Below are 3,274 nucleotides of genomic sequence, written 5' to 3'. Positions count from 1 at the left end.
ACGGGAAACGTCTAGCCGGAACTCTCTTTCTGATCCCCACCCTCCATCTGCTGTTGTCCACCCACTCTTTTGCCGAAGTGCCGACAGGGAAAGCAGGAAAAGTCGCCGTCGAACACATCCGGGACGGCATGGCACAACCCGGCCCGGTGGATGAGACGCAGTCCAGGCTGCCGCGCTACTCGCCGGGCAAGCTGGTGGTGAAGCTCAAGGACGGCATGACGGTGGCGGCCCTGGCGACTGCCAAAGAGAAGCATAACCTGAAGATCAAGGAGAAAAATCTCTCCAACAATACCCACCACCGCTTCAAGAATATTTACGAGGTCCGGGCGGCAATCGACGCCGACCTCCCCGCCCTGGCTGCCGAACTCGGCGCCGACCCGGCGGTCGACTACGCCGAGCCGGTGGCCGTTTCCTTCACCCAGTTCACCCCCACGGATCCCCTGTACCCGCAACAATGGAGCCACAAGAACACCAGCGCCGCGGCCGGCTGGGACATAACCACCGGCAGCTCCTCGGTAATCGTCGCCGTGGTCGACACCGGGGTGGCCTACAACCACCCGGACCTCGCCGCCAACATCTGGCGCGACCCCCAGGGAAACCCCGGCAGGGACTTCGTCGATATCGACACCAGCGCCTGGATAAGCGCAGGCTACCAGCTCATTACCGGCGAGGACTACACCACGGCCGATAGCGACCCTGGCGACTACAACGGCCACGGCACCCACGTGGCAGGGATCATCGGCGCGGCGGGGAACAACGGCTTCGGCGTGGTCGGGGTCTGCCCGTCGTGCAGGATCATGCCGGTCCGGGCCGGTTTCTCCATCCGCTTGGGCAGCACCGATTACGGGTCCCTGGAATCGGACGACATCGCCAATGCCATCATCTATGCCGCGGATAACGGGGCTAAGGTCATCAACATGAGCTTCGGGGGGAGCTACTCGCAACTCCAGGCTGACGCGCTCAATTACGCCGACTCCAAGGGCGTGGTGCTCATTGCCGCGGCAGGCAACAGCAACACCTCCACCACCAACAACGCCTATCCCGGATATGCCGGCAACGTCCTCGCGGTTGCCGCCACCGGCCACCTGGACGAAAGGGCCTACTATTCCAACTACGGGTCCTGGGTCGACGTGGCAGCCCCCGGCGGAGACGCCGGCAGCTACCCCATTCTCAGCACCGTGCCGACCGTCGGCAGCCTGAGCGACCCCTCCGGCTACAAGGGGCTCTCCGGCACCTCCATGGCCTCGCCGTACGTAGCCGGGCTCGCAGGGCTCATCCTGTCCAAGAACCCAAACCTGACGAACCACCAGGTCATGGAAATCATCAAGCAGGGGGTCGACGTCTACAACGCCGACCTCCCCGACTCGGCGCTTTACATCGGGACCGGGAGGGTCAACGTGTACAAGGCCCTCACCTCCAACTCTTCCCCCACCGCTTCGGCCAGCATCTCGTCTCCAGCAGAGGATTTCATAGCCGGCAGCAGCATCACGATCAGCGGAAGCACGTCCGCCCCCTACCGGGTGCTGTACGGGACCGGGACCTACCCCTCCAACTGGATCGAGATCGCGTCCGGAGTGGCCACGAGCGGGGCCCTCGCCACCCTCAACCCGTCCATTGCAGCCACCCCCTTCGAGGGCTGCACCATCAAGGTGGTGGCCCAGGATCAGAATGGCAAGACGGAGACCGTGATCCACGGCACGGTGGGCAAAAACTTCCTCCCCGGCTGGCCGCAGCTCTACTCCAGCCTGAACAAGAACATCTCGCTCTGGAACGCCCCGAACCTGGGGGACCTCGACAACGACGGTCTGAACGAGATTATCATACCCGGCAATGACAGCTCGAACCGGGCCTTCATCAGTGCCTTCAAGCCAGACGGTACGCAAGCCCCGGGATGGCCGGTCACGGTGCCGGCCTCGTCGACGTACATCGATTACGGCGCCACCGTGGGTGACATCGACGGGGACGGAAACCTCGAGGTGGTGTTCCCGGTCTTCAACAGCCTCAACCCCAGCCTGAATGTCTATGACCGGTGGGGGAAGCTGCGCTGGTCGAAGAATCTCGAGGATAAGGACCACCCGGCGCTCAACGTCACCCTTGCCGACATCAACGGTGACGGCAAGGCCGAGATCATCACCCAGACCCTGAACTCGAAGCTTTATGCCCTCGATTACCGGGGAAACGTGCTGTGGTCCTACCTCCTTGGGGAATATGACTCCTGGTACAACTCCAAGACCGTCGCCGTGACGGACCTCGACGGAGACGGCAAGCCCGAGATCATCAAGAACGTGATCAGGAACATCAGGTACGGCAGCGGCGATACCTACCGGACCCTAGGCGGATCGCTGATGGCATTCAACAACGACGGGACCGTGCGCTGGCGCTACGACTGGCCGGAACCGGGGGAAGATATCACCAGCACCAAGTATTACAACCTCAATCCGATCGGCTCGCCCATAGTAGCCGATATCAACGGCGACGGCGCACCCGAGATCGTGGTCAAGCTCGGGGCCTGGAAGGGGAACGACACCGGTACCACCGAGAGCAATACCCGCTTCTACGCCTTCGACTACACCGGAAAGCTGGTGCCGGGATGGCCGGTAAAGACTGCCGGATATCCTGGCTGGAGTGAGCTGGCAGTGGCGGACCTCGAGAGGAACGGGCGCCGCGTGGTCATCGCCCCGAGCATGAACAGCGTGCTGGCCATCCGGGATAACGGCACCCTGCTCTTCCCTGCGGCTACCGTCAATCCCCAGGGGAATATGGCGGTTGCCGACGTCACCGGGGACGGGAAGCCGGACATAATCGCCTACGACGGGACGCACTTCAAGGTGATCCAGGCCGATGGTACCGTCTCGACCCTCGACATCACCGCCAGGAACACCGGCAGCAATATAAACAACACCCCCGTCCTCACCGACCTCAACAAGAGCGGCTCCGAGAAGCTGGTCTTCTTTGAGTCGGGGCTGCGGCCGGTCCTCTGGGCCTGGGACCTCGGGATTCCCCATGCCGCCGCAGCGGAACAGTGGACGCAGTATGCCGGGAATGCCGGACATACCGGCCTCATAGGCAGTCCGAGCCTCTCGCCGGTGAGCATCGCCACCTCGGCTCTGCCGGACGGCATGGCGGGAGCCCCCTACAGCCTCACCCTGGCCGCCACCGGCGGCACCCCCCCTTACTCGTGGTCGGTCACCCGCGGCTCTCTCATCGCCGGGCTGACCCTCGGCAGCGCTTCCGGCCTCCTCTCGGGAACGGCCAGCTTCCCCGGCACCTCGTC

General features: G+C 63.6%; 1 protein-coding gene. It reads left to right on the top strand.

What is annotated here, in order from left to right:
* Nucleotides 1-3,274: S8 family serine peptidase (locus AC11W3_RS17125; protein WP_484093418.1), on the top strand; the 3,274-nt coding region annotated here is incomplete at both ends.

Source organism: Geomonas sp. (assembly GCF_056994735.1).
The sequence above is the reverse complement of the archived record's forward strand: the minus strand, read 5'-3'. Positions and strand labels throughout refer to the sequence as shown.